Source organism: Streptomyces yongxingensis (assembly GCF_055597465.1).
Window position 1 is genome coordinate 7,833,085 of the sequence record NZ_CM145717.1, and the last position, 17,593, is coordinate 7,850,677.

The window sequence follows — 17,593 nt, forward strand, 5'->3', positions numbered from 1 at the left end:
ACCGCCGAGGGCATGCCGGTCTCCTGGTGCCTGGCGAACCCTCGCCGGGCGGGAGTTCAGCTCATTCAGGCGGCAGGTGCCGTCCCGGTGTCGAGCCATTCTGTGATGACCCGGGGTGCTGCGCCGGTGAGGGGCGGTGCCGCGGCCGCTGCGGCATGGCGGACGGTGTCCGGGTGGATGCCGGTGGATGCGAGGGCTTCGGCGTGGCCGATGAGCCATCGCTCGATGTCGTGGCAGGGGGTTTCGAGGTGAAACTGCAGGGCGAGGACGTGAGGCCCGGCCGTGAATGCCTGGTTCGGGGTGTGGGGTGTCGAGGCGAGCAGGGTGGCGCCGTCCGGTAGGCCGAAGCGGTCGTGGTGCCAGTGCAGTACGGGCACGTCCTCCAGGTGGCGAAGTGGCGAGTCGACTCCCTCGGGAGTGAGCGCCAACGGCGCGTAGCCAATCTCGGCGCGTTCGGATGCCGTGACCTCCGCGCCCAGTGCGAGGGCGACGATCTGGGCGCCGAGGCAGATACCAAGGGTGCGGCGACGCTTGCGCAGGCGGATCCCGACGGCGTTGATCTCGGCGTCCAGGAAAGGGTAGCGGTCGCCGTCGTTGGCGCCGATCGGTCCGCCGAGTACGACGAGCAGATCGGCCTTGGTGACAGCGTCGGCGTCGATCTCGTCGATGCCGGCGTCCAGATAGCGCACGGCGTAGCCGCGATCGGTCAGCAGCGGGTGGATCAGGCCGAGGTCCTCGAAGGCGAGGTGTCGGATGGCCAGGGCGGTCTTCGTCATGTCGGCAGGGTGTCCTCTTGGGCGGAGTCGAGTGGCCTTTGAGTGGTCTTCGGTTTCAGGTGCGCAGGTGGGAGGCGCCGTTGAGATCGAGGACCGTGCCGGAGGACCAGGCGGCTTCCGGTGAGGCGAGGTAGAGCACGGCGGCGGCCACTTCCTCGGGGGTCCCGACCCGGCCGAAGGGGCTCTGGCCGCGCAGCGCCTCGCCGTCCGGGCCGGCCAGCTTGCCGGCCTGTCGCTCGGTCGCGATGAAGCCGGGCGCCACGGAGGTCACCGCGATGCCGTGCGGTGCCAGCGCGACGGCCATCGACTGCCCGAACGCGTGCAGTGCGGCCTTGCCGGCTCCGTACGCGGGGAAGTCGGGCTCGCCCCGGAAGGCTCCGCGGGACCCGATGTTGATGATGCGGCCCGGCTCGCCACGGTCGATGAGGTGCCGCGCGACCCCGTACGTCACGTTCACCGCACCCAGGAGGTTGACCTGGATCATCCGCTGCCAGATCTCCTGCCAGTCCTGGTAGGAGACGTCGGCCAGAGAGTGCCGGTTGTCGGCACCGGGCGCGAGCGCGGCGTTGTTCACCAGGATGTCGACTCCGCCGAGAGCCCGCACGGCCTCCTCGACGATGCTCCGGGCCACCTCGGCGTCCGCGAGATCGCCGCCGACCAGCACATGGCCGTCGCCGGGCAACTCCCGCAGCGTCCGCGCCGCGTCCTCGCGCTTCGTCGCGTAGTGCACCGCCACGCGGTCACCGCATTCGGCGAACGCCCGGGTCACCGCGCGGCCGATTCCCCGGGAAGCTCCAGTGACCAGCACCCGCCTCATGACGCGAAGACCTTCGACTCGTCCCGGAACGCCTTGAACTCCAGCGCATTGCCGCCAGGGTCGCGAAAGAACATGGTCCACTGCTCGGCCGGTTCGCCGGGGAAGCGCAGGTAGGGCTCGATGAGGAAGTCGGTGCCGGCGTCGCGGAGCCGGCCGGCGAGCTCGTGGAACTGCTCGGTCGACAGCAGCAGGCCGAAGTGCGGGATCGGCACGGCGTGCCCGTCGACCGAACTCGTCCCCGGGGGCGCGGGCCTGCCGGCGACGACGTGTGTCACCAGTTGGTGGCCGTGCAGGTCCCAGTCGATCCACTGCTCGGTGGAGCGCCCTTCGCCGAGCCCGAGGACGCCCCCGTAGAACTGTCGTGCCCTGCTCAGATCGTCTACCGCTATGGCCAGATGTACTGCCGGATACGTGGGCATACCGCAGCTCCTCACTGATGGTCGGGCCCCGAGCTTGCTCCGCACCTTGTTCGGATGTCAACATTAGGACATGACTGCTGCACTGCCGAAGGCGAACCGACGCGGACTGGCCGAGGAGGTCGCCGACCTCGTACGCGAGGCGATCTTCGCTGGAGACTTCCCGCCCGGCTCGCCGCTGCGCGAGATCGAGCTCGCGGCCTCACTCGATGTCAGCCGCGGCTCGGTGCGCGAAGGACTCGCCCTGCTCGAAAGCGAAGGGCTCGTGCGCAGCGCATGGCACCGCGGCGCCACCGTGATCGACGTGACCAGGGAAGACGTCGAAGAGGTCTACACACTGCGCGCCGCACTCGACCGTCTCGCGGCCACGAGTGCGCACGCGGCCGCGGACGACGGCCACTTGACCGAGCTGGACAACCTGGTCCAGGAGATGTCGGCAGAGGTGTCGGGGGCGGCGGACGGCCCCCGGCTGCTCGCCCTTGACATCGCCTTCCACGACCGGATCTACGCCATCGCCGGCAACCAGCGGCTCAGCAGTGCCTGGCACGCGGTACGGTCGCAGACCTACCTGTTCCAGCTGCGCCGTATCACCCTCGGCTACGAGCACTACAGCACCCGCGTGGTCGACGAACACCGCGAACTGGCCCGGCTGCTGCGCTCCGGTGACCGGGAGACCCTGGCCCGGTGCGCCGAGGAGCATGTCGACTCCGCCCGTCGCGGTCTGCTCGAACACCTCTCGCTGTGAGCCTCCGGCTTCTTTGAGCGCGTACGAGGCAGGCGAGTACGGGTTCGACCCGTGGCCGCGGTCCGCCGGTTTCGGAGGCGGGGCGGACGAAGTGGCCGAGGTCGAGGCGGCGCACGGAGATGTCGTTGGCCATCCCGCCATGGTCGCGCGGCGCGTAGCGTGCCCGCTCGGCGCTCTGCCGGGAGCAGAGCCGCTAACGGTGGGTCAGTAGGGCCGTGGCGATGGTGACCTGGGCCGGTTCCAGGGCGGTCCTGCCGTCTTCGATGTCCCAGAGGGCGTTCTGCAGGACGCGGCCGAGGGTCCAGCCGGTGGCCCGCCGCCGGTCCAGGCCGAGAGCCTCGGTCAGCAGGTCGAAGCGGCGGAGTACCGCACGGGTGGGGTCGCCGGTGGCCACGACCTCGTCCCAGCGGTTGTCCAGCGCGGGCAGGAGCTCGAAGCCGGGGTCGCCGGTGAGCGGTTCGGGGTCGATGGCCAGCCAGGGCTCGCGTTCACCGGCGAGGATGTTGTCGTAGTGGAGGTCCCAGTGCAGCAGCCGGTCTCCGGGTTCGTCGAGGAGTTCGGCCACGGCGGAGGCGCAGACGCGGACCAGCCGCTGTTCGGCCGGGTCGCGCAGGGCCGGTACGGCGTCGGGCGTCTGCTCGAGCATGGCGGCGGCGATGTCGGACAGCCGGCGCAGGCCGCCGGGGGCGGGTACCGAGGTCAGCCGGGCCAGAAGGTCGGCCAGGACGCGCATCGCGGCGGTGTCGTCGGGCAGCGAGGACAGCGGACGGGAGGCGTCCAGGCGCTCCAGCAGCATGGTGCCCGTGTCCGGGTCGTGGTCCAGCAGGAGCACCACACCGTTGCCGTTCCAGGTCCGCAGGCCCAGCGGGGCGCCCTCGGTCTCCTCCCTGACCTGCTGGAGCTTCAGGACCGCGGGAGTCCCGTCCGCGCCGGTCACCGGGAGGACGAGCGAGGCCATGCCATGGGCGGCGGGACCGGCCGGGCGAAGGTCCCAGCGGTCGAGGAAGTCCGCGGCCAGCCGGGGCAGCGCGGCGAGCCAGGCGCGTCCGGCGGTGTCGTGCTCGCCGAACGACGCGGCGAAGGCTTCGGGGACGTCGATGTGTCGGATCGGTGGGGTCATCCGGGGTGGTCTCCGGTGTCGGGTGAGCGCAGATAGTTGTAGACCGTGGCGCGGGAGACTCCCAGGAGTTCGGTGACCACCTGGACGGAGTGCTTCACCTGGAGGAAGCCGCTGGTCTTGAGGGTGCGGACGAGCTCCTTCTTGGCGGGGGTGCCCAGGCTGCGCGGGGTCTGGCCGCGGGCGGCGGCGAATTCCTCGATGACGGTGCGCAGCTCCGCGGCGGTGCGGGCGCGGAGGGTTTCGGTGAGCGGCTGCTCCTGCTCCTCGGTCCGGACGAGGTTGTTGAGGCTGCGGGCGGCGCTCGCGAAGAGGGAGACGTCCAGGTTGAGGCAGATGGCGGCGACGTACTGGCCCGCGCTGTTCTTGATGCCGATCGAGGTGCTCTTCGCCGGGCGGCCGTCCGGGAAGCGGTTGGCGTAGTTCTGGACGATGTCGGGGAAGCCGGGGTCCCGCATCCGGGCCAGGCCCAGCTCGGTGGCGGGCTGGCCCACCTCGCGGCCGGAGAGATTGCTCTCGATGGCGCGGATGGACTGGTCGGGGTTGCGCAGATCGTGGAGGACCACCTCGCACAGCCCGGGGAACATCCGGCCGAGGGCGACCACGATCTTCTCGGCCTCGCGGAGCAGCAGCTCGTCCTCGGGCGTTCCCGGCGTCTCCTGACGCCTCTCCTCGGTCATCGCTCATCGCCCTCCGGCGTGAAGAGCTCCGCCATCGTCGGCGTCGCCTTCAGGCCCGAGCCGGTCAGCAGCACCACCGTGGTCTCGCCGGGGCGGATCGCGCCCCGGGCGCGGAAGACCTCGATCGCCGCGGCCGCCGTCGCGCTGGTCGGCTCCGCGTACAGCCCCATCGCGGCCAGTCGGCGGACCGCCGCGGCGATCGCGTCCTCCGGGATGGCCGCCATGTCGCCGTCCGAGCGGCGGATGGCGCGCAGCACCTCGGGGAAGCGGACGGGCTCGTGGATGGCCGTGCCCTCGGCGATGGTCGGGGCGTGGAGGGACGGGACCGGCGTCTCGGTGCCCGCGCGGAACGCGGCGTGCAGCGGGGCGCAGTGGGCGGGCTGGGCCACCAGCAGCCGGGGGCGGCGGGCGATCTGGCCCGCGGCGAGCAGCTCGGAGAAGCCGAGGTCGCAGCCGAGCACGGTGCTGCCCGCGCCCGCCACGGTCACCACGGCGTCCGGTGCGGTGAAGCCCAGGTCCTCCCACAGCTCGTACGCCAGGGTCTTGGTGCCCTGGAGGAAGAAGGGGTGCCAGTTGTGGCTGGCGTAGTACGTATGGGCCGACTGGCGCAGCGCCTCCGCCGCCGTGGCGCCCCGGTCGCCCGGCACCAGCTGGACCTCGGCGCCGTACGCCCGGCTCTGGAGGACCTTCGCGGGGGAGGTGGTGGCGGGGGTGAGGATCCGGGCCCGGATGCCGGCCGCGGCGCAGTACGCGGAGACGGAGGCCCCGCCGTTGCCGGAGCTGTCCTCGATGACCTCGCGGACGCCCCGCTGGGCGAGCAGCGAGATCATCACGCTGGTGCCGCGGTCCTTGAAGCTGCCGGTGGGGCTGAACCACTCCAGCTTGAAGAGAATCCGATCCTCCCCCCAGCTCTTCTCGACCAGCGGGGTGCACCCTTCACCCAGTGACACCGGGGCGTCGATGCGCACCGGGAGGGCCGCTCGGTAGCGCCACAGTGACCGGGCCCCGGTGTCCACCTGCTCGCGGGTGATGCCGGGCAGTGCGGAGACGGTGAGGGGAGCCCCGTCATCGCCGCACCAGCGAGGGTCGTCGATCGGGTACGTGGCGCCGGAGCGCTCGTCGACGTAATGGGGTTCGGATCGTGGTTCAGCTCGCACCTTGGATATTTTGTTTAGTTGTGTATATCCAGTCAAGGGAGTAAGGGGCGACTCCGGTCGGCCGCGAGTGCGGTGCGAGAGTCGCTCAAGGGTGGGCGAACAGTCGTTCCAGTACCACCGCGACCCCGTCGTCCTCGTTGGCCGGCGCCACCTCGTCGGCCATCGCCTTCAGATCCGGGTGGGCGTTGCCCATCGCGACGCCGTACCCGGCCCAGCCCAGCAGCGGGATGTCATTGGGCATGTCGCCGAACGCGATCGTCTCGGCGGGGGTGAACCCCATGCGGTCGGCGGCCAGTTGGAGCCCCACCGACTTGTCCGTCCCGGCCGGGAGCACCTCGATCATGCCCTTCTCGGAGTGGGTCACCGCCACCTCGCCCGCGCCCACCCGCTCCGCGGCCGCCGCGACCAGCCCGTCCGCCACCGTCCGGTGGCGCATCAGCACCTTCTCGATCGGCGCGGCCCACAGCTCCTCCCGCTCGGCCAGCCCCCACTCCGGGCGCATCCGGTCGGTGAAGCGGGCGGTGACGACGAAGCGGTTCTCGGGCGCCGCGGTCACCACGGCGAGCTCCAGCGGCCCGGCGCCCAGCGCCTCCTCGGTGCGCTCCACCACCGACCGGGCCAGCTCCCGGTCCAGCGACGCCGAGACCAGCAGCCGGTCCGCGGAGGCGTCGTACAGCTGCGCGCCCTGCCCGCACACCGCGAGCCCCCGGTAGCCGATCGCCACCAGGAACTCCCGGCAGGACGCGGCCGGGCGCCCGGTGACCACCAGGTGCCGCGCCCCGGCGGCCCGGACCAGGGCCAGCGCCTCACGGTTGCGCGGCGAGACCGTCAGATCCCCGCGCAGCAGGGTACCGTCGAGGTCGGTGGCCACCAGCGGGAAGCGGGGCCGCCCGGCGGTACGGGGCCGGGGGAGCAGCGCGCCCGGAGCGGGCCGGGCCCCCGGGGAGCCGGAGGCGGATCCGGGGGCGGATCCGGAAGTGGATACGGAAGAAGCGGCAGCGGCAGCGGCGTCGGCGGTGTGCACGGTGGCCGGTGGTCCCTTTCGTCACGCTCATCGTGCTCATTCCGCGTCGATCAGCGCGACACAGGGAGCCCCTGAACCATGTCGACATGTGAACTCATGTCGACCTTGCGGAACAGAGAATGGCGGCTCCGCCGGGGACGATCAAACCGTGCAGATCACGGCCACCTGCTTCGGCAGCCGGTACGGCAGCGAGCCGTACCACGCGCACGACAGCGCGAAGCCGAAGGCGAGACAGATGACCCCGCCGACCGCGTCCATCCAGAAGTGGTTGGCGGTGGCGACGATCACCAGCAGCGTGACCGAGGGGTAGAGCAGCCCCAGCGCCTTCACCCACACCGGGCGGGCCAGCGTCGCTATGGTCAGACCGCACCACAGTGACCAGCCGATGTGCATCGAGGGCATCGCCGCGTACTGGTTCGACATATCGGCGAGGTTTCCCGAGGCCATCGACCCCCAGGTGTTGTGCACCACCACGGTGTCGATGAAGTGGCCACCGCTCATCAGCCGGGGCGGGGCCAGCGGGAAGAAGTAGTAGCCGAGCAGGGCCACACCCGTGGTCGCGAAGAGCGCCAGCCGGGTGGCGGCGTAACGGCCCGGATGCCAGTGGTAGAGCCACACCAGCACGCCGAGCGTCACGATGAAGTGGAGCGTGGCGTAGTAGTAGTTCATGCCCACGATCAGCCAGCTGACCGAGTCGATCGCATGGTTGACGCCCCGCTCGAAGGCCATTCCGAGCCGGTGCTCCCACTCCCAGACCCAGTTCGCGTTGCGCAGCGCCTCCCGGCGCTGCTCCGGGACGGCGTTGCGGATCAGCGAATAAGTCCAGTAACTGACGGCGATGAGGACGATCTCGAACCACAGCCGGGGCCTTCTGGGGGTACGCAACCGGTTCATCAGGGTGAGGCCCGGCGCCCGCTCCGCGTCGGTGTCCGCGATGGGTGCCGGGGTGGCTGTTCGGCCTGCCGTGGTCCTGATCGTCGCTCCACCCATAGGGCAACAGTCTGCCAGACGACGTCCACCCGCAGATCATCCACGGCATCGGGTCTTCGTTGCTTATGTCCTGGTCCCGGGGGTCCTCCAAGGGGCGTATGCCCCTATACGTCCGCTGGGTGCCGGGCCACTGGACGGGGCCCCGGGACGGGGGGCTTTCCCCTACCCGCCCCTTCCCACAACTGGGGCTCCGCCCCAGACCCCGCTCCTCAAACGCCGGAGGGGCTGGAAGGTGGAGCTCTGCCCCAGACCCCGCTCCTCAAACGCCGGAGGGGCTGGAAGGTGGAGCTCCGCCCCAGGCCCGGGTCCTCAAACGCCGGAGGGGCTGGAAGGTGGAGCTCTGCCCCAGACCCCGCTCCTCAAACGCTGGAGGGGCTGGAAGGTGGGGCTTCGCCCCGGGCCCGGGTCCTCAAGTGCTGGAGGGGCTGGAAGGTGGGCTCCGCCCCTGGACCCCGGGGGCTGGGGCGGAGCCCCAAGTCGGGGTCTGGGGCGGAGCCCCAGTTTCGGGAAGGGGCGGGTAGGGGGAAGCATCGATATGCGGCTCCGCCGCGTGGCCCGCCGCAGGCGCCACGATCCCCCGGCGGCCACCGCCTAGGCCGCGCCCCCCGCCGCCCGGCTCCGCGCCTCCACACCGTGGGCCGACGCCGTGGAGCCGCGCACCACCAGTTCGGGCAGGAAGACGAACTCGCTGGGCGGGGCCGGGGTGCCGCCGATCTCCTCCAGCAGCGCCCGCACCGCCGCCTGCCCCATCGACTGCACCGGCTTGCGGATCGTGGTCAGCGGCGGGTCGGTGAAGGCGATCAGCGGGGAGTCGTCGAAGCCGACCACCGAGATGTCCTGAGGGACCGCCAGACCCTTCTGCCGGGCCGCCCGGATGGCACCCAGCGCCATCATGTCGCTCGCGCACACCACCGCCGTACAGCCCCGCTCGATCAGCGCGGTCGCCGCCGCCTGGCCGCCCTCCAGGGTGTACAGCGAATGCTGGATCAGCTCCTCGGACTCGGCCGGGGAGAGCCCCAGCCGGTCCCGCATCGCCTGCTGGAAGCCTTCGATCTTGCGCAGTACGGGAACGAATCGCTTCGGCCCGAGCGCGAGACCGATCCGGGTGTGCCCGAGCGAGACCAGATGGGTGACCGCCAGCCCCATCGCCGCCCGGTCGTCGGGGGAGATGAACGGCGCCCGCACCCTCGGCGAGAAGCCGTCCACCAGCACGAACGGCACACCCTGGCCGCGTAGCTGGTCATAGCGCTGCATATCGGCCGAGGTGTCCGCGTGCAGCCCCGAGACGAAGATGATCCCGGCCACCCCCCGGTCCACCAGCATCTCGGTCAGCTCGTCCTCCGTCGAGCCGCCGGGGGTCTGGGTGGCCAGCACCGGGGTGTAGCCCTGCCGGGTGAGCGCCTGCCCGATGACCTGGGCGAGCGCGGGGAAGATCGGGTTCTCCAGCTCGGGCGTGATCAGTCCCACCAGCCCGGCGCTGCGCTGCCGCAGCCGCACCGGCCGCTCATAGCCGAGGACGTCCAGAGCGGCGAGGACGGACTCGCGGGTGGCCGCCGCCACCCCCGGCCTGCCATTGAGGACGCGGCTGACGGTGGCTTCGCTGACCCCCGCCTGGGCTGCGATGTCAGCAAGCCGTGCGGTCATGGAGTGGGACTGTACCGGTCGCATGTCAGATTGCCCACCACGCGCACGAATCAGGCGGAATGCACACGGTTCCGGCCTTGTACGCCAGCGGCGCCGACGACAGCAGCGCGCGCCCCGGAACCGGCAGTTCGACCTCCTCCCCGAGCGTGTTGAGCGTGCACACCAGGCCCGGCCGGGACAGCGCGAGCACCCCCGCCGGGGCGTCCAGCCAGCTCATCGAGCCGTCCCCGAGGCCCGGCAGCTCACGGCGCAGCGCGAGCGCGCCCCGGTACAGCTCCAGCGTGGAGCCGGGGTCGCCGGTCTGTGCCTCGACGGACAGCTCGGCCCAGTCCTCCGGCTGGGGCAGCCAGCTACCGCCGGGGCCGAAGCCGTAGGAGTCGCCGGAGCGGGTCCAGGGCAGGGGCACCCGACAGCCGTCGCGGAAGCCGTCCTGACCGTCCTGGCCCTCCTGCCCGTCGGGGGAGGTGCGGAAGAAGGCCGGGTCCTGGCGCAGCTCGTCCGGCAGCTCGGTCACCTCGGGAAGGCCCAGCTCCTCGCCCTGGTAGAGATAGGCCGAGCCGGGCAGCGCCAGGATGAGCAGGGCCGCGGCACGGGCGCGGGCCAGCCCCCGCTCCGGGCCGCCACCGGCTCCGTCGGCGTAGCGGGTGGTGTGCCGGACCACGTCGTGGTTGGAGAGCACCCAGGTGGTGGGGGCGCCGACGGAGCCGGTGGCGGCCAGCGACTCGTCGATCACCTCGCGCATCGCGGCCGCGTCCCACGGGCACTTCAGGAACTGGAAGTTGAACGCCTGGTGCAGCTCGTCGGGGCGCACGTAGAGGGCCAGCCGCTCGGCGGTGGGCGCCCATGCCTCGGCGACGCCGATCCGGTCACCGGGGTAGGAGTCCAGCAGCCGCCGCCAGGAGCGGTGGATCTCGTGCACCCCGTCCTGGTCGAAGAACGGCAGCACCTGGGAGCCGATCAGCTTGGCCTGTTCGGTGTGGCCGATGTCGGGCAGCCCGGCGGCCTTGACCATGCCGTGCGCGACATCGATACGGAAGCCGTCCACGCCCAGATCCAGCCAGAAGCGCAGCACCGAGTCGAACTCCGCGCGGACCTCGGGGGAGTCCCAGTTGAGGTCGGGCTGCTGCGGGGCGAAGAGGTGCAGATACCACTCGCCGGGGGTGCCGTCCGGGTCGGTGGTACGGGTCCAGGCGGGGCCGCCGAAGACCGACTCCCAGTCGTTCGGCGGCAGTTCGCCGTGCGCGCCGCGGCCGGGGCGGAAGTGGTAGCGGGCGCGGGCCGCGCCGCCGGGCCGGTCGGCCAGCGCCTCGCGGAACCACGGGTGCTGGTCCGAGCTGTGGTTCGGGACGACGTCAACGATCACCTTCAGCCCCAGCTCATGGGCGGTGCGCACCAGGTCGTCGGCGTCGCCGAGGGTGCCGAAGAGCGGGTCCACGGCGCGGTAGTCCGCCACGTCGTAGCCGCCGTCGGCCTGCGGGGAGGCGTAGAAGGGGGTCAGCCAGACGGCGTCCACACCCAGCCCGGCGAGGTGCGGCAGCCGTTCCCGGGCCCCGCGCAGATCGCCGATCCCGTCGCCGTCGCTGTCGGCGAAGGAGCGTACGTACACCTGGTAGATGACGGCGTCGCGCCACCAGCCGTGGCCTTCGGACGGTCGCGCCGGCTCGGTGGCAAGGGAGGTCGTGAGCTCCTGGGTCATGGCGCGAACGTAACAGCTCTGCAATGCCTTGCGGAAGAGCTTGCAGAGCGCGCTGGTGCCCCTCGGGGGTGCCCCGGTCGTGCTGTGAGCGTATGTCAAGCGCCGGAACGGGAGCGGAGCGGCTACCGCGGGGACACGTGGACGTAACGATGCCGAGCGGCTTGCAGAAATTTGCCGCAAGGTCTTTCGAGTGGCTTGCGGCCCTGTTACGTTCCTCCGCAACCCGGGGCCGCGACGGAGCGGCCGGCTTTGGAGGAGTTCAGATGCGACGTGGCATAGCGGCCACCGCACTCGTCGCGGCCATGGCGCTCGCGGCGACGGCGTGCGGCGGTGACGACGGCGGCAGCGGCGACAAGAAGTCCGGCGGCCATCTCTCCGGCACCGTGACGTACTGGGACACGTCGAACGACGCGGAGAAGGGCACGTACAAGGAGCTCGCCCTGGGCTTCGAGAAGAAGCACCCCGACGTCAAGGTCAACTACGTCAATGTGCCCTTCGGTGACGCCCTGGCCAAGTTCAAGAACGCCGCGGGCTCCGGCGGCTCCGGCGCGCCCGATGTGCTGCGCACCGAGGTGGCCTGGACCCAGGACCTCGCCAACATCGGCTATCTCGCCCCGCTGGACGGCACCCCCGCCCTCGCCGACCAGTCCGACTATCTGCCCAAGGCGCTCGCAGGCGCCAAGTTCAAGGGCAAGACCTACGCCGTACCGCAGGTCATCGACACCCTCGGCCTCTTCTACAACAAGAAGATGCTGAAGGACGCCGGGGTCCAGCCGCCCAAGAACTGGACCGAGCTCAAGGCCGCCGCCAAGAAGATCAAGGAGAAGACCGGCAAGACCGGCCTCTATCTGCGCGGCGACGACGCCTACTGGTACCTGCCCTTCATCTACGGCGAGGGCGGCGACCTCCTCGACACCGGCGCCAAGAAGGTCACCGTCGACGACGAGCCCGGCATCAAGGCGTTCGCGGCCGCCCGCGACCTGGTCACCTCCAAGGCCGCGGAGACCGACGCCACCGACGGCTGGGACAACATGCAGAACGCCATCAAGAACGGCGACGTCGCGATGACGATCAACGGGCCGTGGGCGATCGAGGACACCCTGGCGGGCAAGGCGTTCAAGGACAAGTCCAACCTCGGGGTGGTCCCGGTCCCGGCCGGCAGCAAGGGCCAGGGCGCCCCGCAGGGCGGCCAGAACCTCACCGTCTACGCCGGGTCGAAGAACCTGGACGCCTCCTACGCCTTCGCGCAGTACATGAGCTCGGCCGAGGTGCAGGCCAAGACCACCGAGAAGCTCTCCCTGCTGCCCACCCGCACCTCCGTCTACTCCAACAAGACGGTCGCGGCGAACCCCAATGTGAAGTTCTTCAAGGCCGCCGTCGACAAGGCCGTCGAGCGCCCCTGGATCCCCGAGGGCAACAGCCTCTTCCAGGCGATCCTGGTGCAGTTCCCGGGCGTCCTCACCGGCAAGACCTCGCCCGAGAAGGCCGCCAAGTCGGTCGGTGACGCGTACCGCAAGCTCCTCAAGGGCGACTGGAAGTAGGGCCGACGACGATGGCTGTCGACACCAGCCCGGCGATGGACCCGGCCGCGGGCGCGAAGGGCGCCCGCGGCCGGGGCGGCCGGGTTCACAAGGCCGGCCCCCCACCGCCGCGCCGGATCCGCAACGCGCTCGCCCGCCACTGGTACGCCTGGGCCATGGTCGCGCCCGTCGTGCTCGTCATCGGGCTGATCATCGGCTATCCGCTGGTCCGCGGCGTCTATCTGTCGCTGACCGACGCCAACGAGGCCAATGTCGAGCGCACCATCGGGATCAACCACATCCCCGCCACCTACCAGACGGTCGGCCTCGACAACTTCCGGGCGATCCTCGACGACCAGGTCTTCTGGGACCGGCTGAGCTGGACCGTCACCTGGACCGTCAGCTGTGTGGCGCTCACCTTCGCCATCGGCCTGGGCCTGGCCGTGCTGCTCAACCGGCGGTTCGCCGGGCGCACCCTCTACCGGTCGCTGCTGATCCTGCCCTGGGCCGTCCCCGCCTTCGTGTCCGTCTTCGCCTGGCGGCTGCTCTACAACGAGAAGAACGGCATCCTCAACAAGGTGCTGCACGGCGGCGGGATCGACGCGGTGCCCTGGCTGAACGACCCCACCATGGCCAAGGTCTCGGTGATCGCCGTGAACATCTGGCTCGGGGTGCCGTTCATGCTGGTCGCGCTGCTCGGCGGGCTCCAGTCCATCCCCGGTGAGCTCTACGAGGCCGCCGAGATGGACGGGGCGAGCCCCTGGCAGCGGTTCCGCCACATCACCCTGCCCGGGCTGCGCTCGGTCAGCTCCACCGTGATCCTGCTGTCGACCATCTGGACGTTCAACATGTTCCCGGTGATCTTCCTGCTGACCCGCGGCGGACCCGGCGACTCCACCGAGATCCTGGTGACGTACGCCTACCGGCTCTCCTTCGTCAACAGCCCGCGCGACTTCGCCGGCGCCTCGGCCTGGGGTGTGCTGATCCTGCTCATCCTCATGCTCTTCGCGGTGGTCTACCGCCGTTCGCTCCGCAAGCAGGGAGAGGTGTGGTAGCCATGCGCGACCAACGACGCGGCCCGCTCGCCTCCGTCGGGCTGCACACCACGCTCGTCATCGCCTCCGCGGTCGCGGTCTTCCCGCCGCTGTGGCTGGTGGTGACCTCGTTCAAGCCCAAGAGCGAGGCGTTCAGCACCGATGTGGTCAAGGACCCGACGCTGCGGAACTACCAACACGTCCTGGGCGACACCGAGTTCCTGACCTGGTTCGGCAACTCGCTGTTCATCGTGGTCATCACCACGCTCCTCGGCGTCTTCGTCGCCGCCACCACCGGCTACGCCGTCAGCCGCTTCCGGTTCCCCGGGATGCGCCCGCTGATGTGGCTGCTGCTGATCACCCAGATGTTCCCGGTGGCCATCCTCATCGTGCCGCTGTACAACATCATGTCGACGCTGGGCTGGCTCAACCAGCCGATCTCGCTCATCGTCACCTACCTCACCGTGGCCGTGCCGTTCTGCGCCTGGATGATGAAGGGCTTCTTCGACACCATCCCGGTGGAGATCGACGAATCGGGCCGGGTCGACGGGCTCAACCCCTTCGGGACCTTCTGGCGGCTGGTCGTCCCGCTGGCCAAGCCGGGGCTCGCGGTGACCGCGTTCTACACCTTCATCACCGCGTGGGCCGAGGTGGCCTACGCCTCCGCCTTCATGACGGGGGAGGAGAACCTCACGCTCGCCGCTGGGCTCCAGACCTTCGTCAACCAGTACACCTCCGACTGGGGCTCCATGACGGCCGCGGCCGTCATGATCGCCATCCCGGCGGCGCTGGTGTTCTCCTGGGCCCAGCGCCATCTGGTGGCGGGGCTCACGGCCGGGGCGACCAAGTCGTGACGAGTCCGTTGGCGGCGGGCCCGTCGGCGGCGGATCCGCCGGCGGCGAGCGCACGGGAGGTGGGCCCACCCGTGGCAGGTCCATCCGTGGCAGGCCCGTCCGTGGCGGGCCCGTCCGCGGCAGGCCCGTCCGTGGCGGGTCCCTCCGCGGCGGGCCCACCGGGAGCGCCGCCGCGGCTCGCCGATATCGCCGCGCAGGCCCAGGTCAGCGAGGCCACCGTCAGCCGGGTGCTCAACGGCAAGGCGGGCGTGGCGGCCACCACCCGGCAGCGGGTGCTCGCCGCCCTCGACGTCCTCGGCTACGAACGGCCGGTACGGCTGCGGCGGCGCAGCGCCGGGCTGGTCGGCCTGGTGATCCCGGAGCTGACCAACCCGGTCTTCCCCGCCTTCGCCCAGATCATCGAGCAGGTGCTGGCCGGTCACGGCTACACCCCGATCCTGTGCACCCAGATGCCCGGCGGCGCCACCGAGGACGAGCTGGTGGAGCAGTTGGAGGAACGTGATGTGGCGGGCATCGTCTTCATGTCCGGACTGCACGCCGACACCACGGCCGACCCCGCCCGCTATGCCCGGCTGGCCGGGCGCAAGGTGCCGTTCGTGCTGATCAACGGCTACAACGAGCACATCCAGGCCACGTTCGTCTCGCCCGACGACCGGGCGGCGGCGCGGATGGCCGTCCGCCATCTCGCCGCGCTCGGCCACCACCGCATCGGCCTCGCGGTGGGCCCGGCCCGCTACGTCCCCGCGCTGCGCAAGGTCGAGGGGTTCCTCGCGGCGAGCGCGGAGCTGCTGGGCCGATCGGCGGACGAGGGACGGGAGTTGGTGCGGCATACGCTCTTCAGCGTCGAGGGCGGGCAGGTGGCGGCGGCCACGCTGCTGGACCAGGGCTGTACGGGCCTCGTGTGCGGCAGCGATCTGATGGCGCTCGGGGCGATCCGGGAGGCGGCCCGGCGCGGGCTGCGGGTGCCGCACGATGTGTCGGTGGTCGGCTTCGACGACTCCCCGCTGATCGCCTTCACCGATCCCCCGCTGACCACGGTCCGCCAGCCGGTGCAGTCGATGGCGACGGCGGCGGTGGGGGCGCTGCTGGAGGAGATGGCCGGAAACCCGGTCCAGCACACGGAGTTCGTCTTCCAGCCGGACCTCGTGGTGCGCGGCTCCACGGCCAGGCTGCCCTAGGAGTGCCCGACGGCCCGTGCCGCCTGCGGCGGGCCGTTCCCCTCCCCGCCCCTTCCCGCAACTGGGGCTCCGCCCCAGGCCCCGGGCCGGGCGGCCCGGTTGTGTGCGGGTGTCCGGCCGGTCGTCCGCTGGGTCGGCGTGCCGAACCGTTGATCAGCCCGCCGGTGCTGGTGTTAACGGCGGCGGTGGTCGGCTGTCGGCCCCGGGGTCCAGGGGCGGAGCCCATGCCACCCTGCCGCGCGGCGGGCACCCCCTGGGAAAACCGATCCGACCGGCCGGGCGCGTGGGGCCCGTTGACCGGGCCCCCGGCCGGCCGGACCGGAGAACGTGGTTGAACGTAACACCGCCGCAATCGCTTGCGAAAGGTCTTGCAACAACAAAAGCTCGCGAGTACGGTCCCGTCACCACCCCACCACTGACGTCTTGCAGCAAGAACCTTCAATGGCCTTACGGGCATGGCGCGTTGCCGTACGAGGCTCAATCGGCACCCCCGAACTCCCCCCACGGAGGAACGATGGCCAGCAGCCGCATCCCCCTCGCCACCGCGCTCGCCCTCGCGGCGAGCGCGGTGACGCTCGTCGCCCTGCCCCAGACCGCGCGGGCGACTCCGCCCGGCACCAAGGACGTCACCGCCGAACTCTTCGAGTGGAAGTACGACTCCGTCGCCAAGGAGTGCACCAGCACCCTCGGCCCCGCCGGATACGGCTATGTCGAGGTGTCCCCGGCCACCGAGCACATCCAGGGCGGCCAGTGGTGGACCTCCTACCAGCCCGTCAGCTACAAGATCGCCGGACGGCTCGGCGACCGCACCGCCTTCAAGAACATGGTCGACACCTGCCACGCCGCGGGCGTGAAGGTGGTGGCCGACGCCGTCATCAACCACATGTCCGCCGGATCCGGCACCGGTACCGGCGGCTCCTCGTACACCAAGTACGACTACCCCGGGATCTACCAGCCCCAGGACATGGACGACTGCACCGCGCAGATCAGCAACTACCAGGACCGCTGGAATGTGCAGCACTGCGAGCTGGTGGGTCTCGCCGACCTGGACACCGGTGAGCCGTACGTCCGGACCCGGCTCGCGCGGTACCTCAACGACCTGCTCTCGCTCGGCGTGGACGGCTTCCGTGTCGACGGCGCCAAGCACATCCCGGCCGACGACCTGGCCGCCATCAAGAGCCAGTTGAGCGACCCCGGCGTCTACTGGAAGCAGGAGGTCATCCACGGCGAGGGCGAGGCGGTCTCCCCGACGGAGTATCTGCGCAACGGCGATGTGCAGGAGTTCCGCTACGGCCGGGACCTCAAGCGGGTGTTCCAGAGCGAGAAGCTCGCGTATCTGAAGAACTTCGGCGAGGGCTGGGGCTATATGGCCGGCGGCCAGTCCGGTGTCTTCGTCGACAACTGGGACACCGAGCGCAACGGCTCCACCCTCACCTACAAGAATGGCGCCGACTACACCCTGGCCAACGTCTTCATGCTGGCCTGGCCCTACGGCTCTCCGGACGTCCACTCCGGCTACGAGTTCAGCGACAACGACGCGGGCCCGCCGAACGGCGGTGCGGTGGGCGGCTGTTACCAGGACGGCTGGAAGTGCCAGCACAAATGGCCCGAGATCAGGAGCATGGTCGCCTTCCGCAACACGGCCCGGGGCGCCTCGGTGACCAACTGGTGGGACAACGGCAACAACGCCATCGCCTTCGGCCGTGCCGACAAGGCGTACGTGGCCATCAACCACGAGAGCGGCTCCCTCACCCGGACCTTCCAGACCTCGCTCCCGGCGGGCGGCTACTGCGACGTCCAGAGCGGCAAGTCCGTCACGGTCGACTCCTCGGGCCAGTTCACGGCCACGCTGGGCGCGAACACGGCGGTGGCCCTGCACACGGGCGCCCGTAGCTGTGGCTGACGCCCACTCCGTCCCTGACCCTCTCAAGGAGCCACCAGCCCC

Annotated in this window: 16 protein-coding genes and 1 pseudogene; 6 read left to right on the plus strand and 11 right to left on the minus strand. The window is 70.8% G+C overall.

The window, feature by feature from the left end:
• Positions 1-65: 65 nt before the first annotated feature.
• The 3 genes from ACZ6TD_RS33555 to ACZ6TD_RS33565 are packed head-to-tail and all read right to left on the minus strand — an operon-like array spanning position 66 to position 2,012.
• A complete protein-coding gene (locus ACZ6TD_RS33555; RefSeq protein WP_471344229.1) occupies positions 66-776 on the minus strand; it encodes a glutamine amidotransferase in 711 nt (236 codons plus the stop codon).
• Between the two features lie 55 nt (positions 777-831).
• The gene (locus ACZ6TD_RS33560; RefSeq protein WP_471344231.1) at positions 832-1,593 is read right to left on the minus strand and encodes an SDR family NAD(P)-dependent oxidoreductase; all 762 of its coding nucleotides are present in this window, start codon (positions 1,591-1,593) and stop codon (positions 832-834) included.
• Positions 1,590-2,012, minus strand: coding sequence for a VOC family protein (locus tag ACZ6TD_RS33565; protein WP_471344232.1), 423 nt, complete (start codon positions 2,010-2,012; stop codon positions 1,590-1,592). The genes ACZ6TD_RS33560 and ACZ6TD_RS33565 overlap by 4 nt, the downstream gene beginning before the upstream one ends.
• A 70-nt stretch (positions 2,013-2,082) precedes the next feature.
• On the opposite strand from ACZ6TD_RS33565, the gene ACZ6TD_RS33570 reads away from it, so the two are divergent.
• Positions 2,083-2,754 (plus strand): GntR family transcriptional regulator, encoded by a 672-nt coding sequence (locus ACZ6TD_RS33570; protein WP_471344234.1) that lies wholly within the window; start codon positions 2,083-2,085, stop codon positions 2,752-2,754.
• A 21-nt stretch (positions 2,755-2,775) separates the two neighbouring features.
• On the opposite strand, the pseudogene ACZ6TD_RS33575 reads toward ACZ6TD_RS33570, so the two are convergent.
• The 8 genes and pseudogenes from ACZ6TD_RS33575 to ACZ6TD_RS33610 form a co-directional block, all read right to left on the minus strand.
• Positions 2,776-2,887 (minus strand): annotated as a pseudogene (locus ACZ6TD_RS33575) (N-acyl homoserine lactonase family protein); the annotation flags it as partial.
• Between the two features lie 60 nt (positions 2,888-2,947).
• Complete coding sequence (locus tag ACZ6TD_RS33580) at positions 2,948-3,874, minus strand: aminoglycoside phosphotransferase family protein (RefSeq protein ID WP_471344235.1); 927 nt, start codon at positions 3,872-3,874, stop codon at positions 2,948-2,950.
• Positions 3,871-4,551, minus strand: a complete 681-nt coding sequence (locus ACZ6TD_RS33585; RefSeq protein ID WP_471344237.1) for a helix-turn-helix transcriptional regulator — start codon at positions 4,549-4,551, stop codon at positions 3,871-3,873. The genes ACZ6TD_RS33580 and ACZ6TD_RS33585 overlap by 4 nt, the downstream gene beginning before the upstream one ends.
• Positions 4,548-5,708, minus strand: coding sequence for a threonine synthase (locus ACZ6TD_RS33590; RefSeq protein WP_471344239.1), 1,161 nt, complete (start codon positions 5,706-5,708; stop codon positions 4,548-4,550). Before ACZ6TD_RS33590 ends, ACZ6TD_RS33585 begins: the two co-directional genes overlap by 4 nt.
• Before the next feature lie 85 nt (positions 5,709-5,793).
• Entirely contained in the window at positions 5,794-6,732 is a 939-nt protein-coding gene (locus ACZ6TD_RS33595; RefSeq protein WP_471344240.1) for an HAD family hydrolase, read from the minus strand.
• A gap of 141 nt (positions 6,733-6,873) precedes the next feature.
• On the minus strand, positions 6,874-7,722 hold the full coding sequence (locus ACZ6TD_RS33600) for a phosphatase PAP2 family protein (RefSeq protein WP_471344242.1): 849 nt from the start codon (positions 7,720-7,722) through the stop codon (positions 6,874-6,876).
• Positions 7,723-8,313: 591 nt separating this feature from the next.
• Positions 8,314-9,366 carry a LacI family DNA-binding transcriptional regulator gene (locus ACZ6TD_RS33605; protein ID WP_471344243.1) on the minus strand — a complete coding sequence of 351 codons (1,053 nt, stop codon included), beginning with the start codon at positions 9,364-9,366 and terminating at the stop codon, positions 8,314-8,316.
• A 25-nt stretch (positions 9,367-9,391) separates the two neighbouring features.
• Entirely contained in the window at positions 9,392-11,062 is a 1,671-nt protein-coding gene (locus ACZ6TD_RS33610) for a glycoside hydrolase family 13 protein (RefSeq protein WP_471344245.1), read from the minus strand.
• 263 nt (positions 11,063-11,325) lie between these two features.
• Between ACZ6TD_RS33610 and ACZ6TD_RS33615 the strand changes: the two genes are divergently transcribed.
• From ACZ6TD_RS33615 to ACZ6TD_RS33635, 5 genes are all read left to right on the plus strand, one after another.
• Positions 11,326-12,603, plus strand: a complete 1,278-nt coding sequence (locus tag ACZ6TD_RS33615) for an extracellular solute-binding protein (RefSeq protein WP_471344247.1) — start codon at positions 11,326-11,328, stop codon at positions 12,601-12,603.
• 11 nt (positions 12,604-12,614) lie between these two features.
• A complete protein-coding gene (locus ACZ6TD_RS33620) occupies positions 12,615-13,637 on the plus strand; it encodes a carbohydrate ABC transporter permease (RefSeq protein ID WP_471344248.1) in 1,023 nt (340 codons plus the stop codon).
• Positions 13,638-13,639: 2 nt separating this feature from the next.
• Positions 13,640-14,470 carry a sugar ABC transporter permease gene (locus ACZ6TD_RS33625; protein WP_037959686.1) on the plus strand — a complete coding sequence of 277 codons (831 nt, stop codon included), beginning with the start codon at positions 13,640-13,642 and terminating at the stop codon, positions 14,468-14,470.
• Between the two features lie 131 nt (positions 14,471-14,601).
• On the plus strand, positions 14,602-15,648 hold the full coding sequence (locus tag ACZ6TD_RS33630) for a LacI family DNA-binding transcriptional regulator (RefSeq protein ID WP_471358259.1): 1,047 nt from the start codon (positions 14,602-14,604) through the stop codon (positions 15,646-15,648).
• Positions 15,649-16,162: 514 nt separating this feature from the next.
• Positions 16,163-17,551, plus strand: coding sequence for an alpha-amylase (locus ACZ6TD_RS33635; protein WP_471344249.1), 1,389 nt, complete (start codon positions 16,163-16,165; stop codon positions 17,549-17,551).
• The last annotated feature ends 42 nt before the right edge of the window (positions 17,552-17,593 follow it).

Coding starts and splice junctions, on each gene's coding strand:
- ACZ6TD_RS33570 (WP_471344234.1), top strand. CDS start 2,083: ATGACTGCTGCACTGCCGAAGGCGAACCGACGCGGACTGGCCGAGGAG.
- ACZ6TD_RS33635 (WP_471344249.1), top strand. CDS start 16,163: ATGGCCAGCAGCCGCATCCCCCTCGCCACCGCGCTCGCCCTCGCGGCG.
- ACZ6TD_RS33580 (WP_471344235.1), bottom strand. CDS start 3,874: ATGACCCCACCGATCCGACACATCGACGTCCCCGAAGCCTTCGCCGCG.
- ACZ6TD_RS33600 (WP_471344242.1), bottom strand. CDS start 7,722: ATGGGTGGAGCGACGATCAGGACCACGGCAGGCCGAACAGCCACCCCG.
- ACZ6TD_RS33610 (WP_471344245.1), bottom strand. CDS start 11,062: ATGACCCAGGAGCTCACGACCTCCCTTGCCACCGAGCCGGCGCGACCG.
- ACZ6TD_RS33615 (WP_471344247.1), top strand. CDS start 11,326: ATGCGACGTGGCATAGCGGCCACCGCACTCGTCGCGGCCATGGCGCTC.
- ACZ6TD_RS33555 (WP_471344229.1), bottom strand. CDS start 776: ATGACGAAGACCGCCCTGGCCATCCGACACCTCGCCTTCGAGGACCTC.
- ACZ6TD_RS33565 (WP_471344232.1), bottom strand. CDS start 2,012: ATGCCCACGTATCCGGCAGTACATCTGGCCATAGCGGTAGACGATCTG.
- ACZ6TD_RS33560 (WP_471344231.1), bottom strand. CDS start 1,593: ATGAGGCGGGTGCTGGTCACTGGAGCTTCCCGGGGAATCGGCCGCGCG.
- ACZ6TD_RS33620 (WP_471344248.1), top strand. CDS start 12,615: ATGGCTGTCGACACCAGCCCGGCGATGGACCCGGCCGCGGGCGCGAAG.
- ACZ6TD_RS33585 (WP_471344237.1), bottom strand. CDS start 4,551: ATGACCGAGGAGAGGCGTCAGGAGACGCCGGGAACGCCCGAGGACGAG.
- ACZ6TD_RS33605 (WP_471344243.1), bottom strand. CDS start 9,366: ATGACCGCACGGCTTGCTGACATCGCAGCCCAGGCGGGGGTCAGCGAA.
- ACZ6TD_RS33625 (WP_037959686.1), top strand. CDS start 13,640: ATGCGCGACCAACGACGCGGCCCGCTCGCCTCCGTCGGGCTGCACACC.